Source organism: Pseudomonas sp. SIMBA_041 (assembly GCF_046535095.1).
GTDB lineage: Bacteria > Pseudomonadota > Gammaproteobacteria > Pseudomonadales > Pseudomonadaceae > Aquipseudomonas > Aquipseudomonas mucoides.
Genome location: NZ_JAWRXJ010000620.1, coordinates 1 through 253, shown reverse-complemented (window position 1 = coordinate 253; position 253 = coordinate 1). Strand labels below are relative to the sequence as shown.

Annotated in this window: 1 protein-coding gene; it reads right to left on the bottom strand. The window is 42.3% G+C overall.

Features of this window, described 5'->3' with window-relative positions; all coding sequences use genetic code 11:
- Positions 1 to 253: hypothetical protein (locus tag SB725_RS32585; protein WP_410923622.1), on the bottom strand; the 253-nt coding region annotated here is incomplete at both ends.

Sequence of the window (253 nt, the reverse complement as noted above, 5' to 3'; positions counted from 1 at the left end):
CTGAAGAAGTCAAAATATCCCCACCACTCAGAAGAGTAGCTTTTCCAGAGTTGATCTCCGCAATATCGACTCTCAAATCAATTCCACCTATCGCAACCGTTTTGGGAGTATTTCTATCTCCAGCACCAAATCTTGTAGAGCTGGTTATCGTATCCACACTATGAGACTTAGAAACGCTCACAGGAGCTTCAGGAGTAAAAAAACCATTATTTTTTGGGAGCTTACTATTTCCGCCTACTGCTCTACCAAAAGC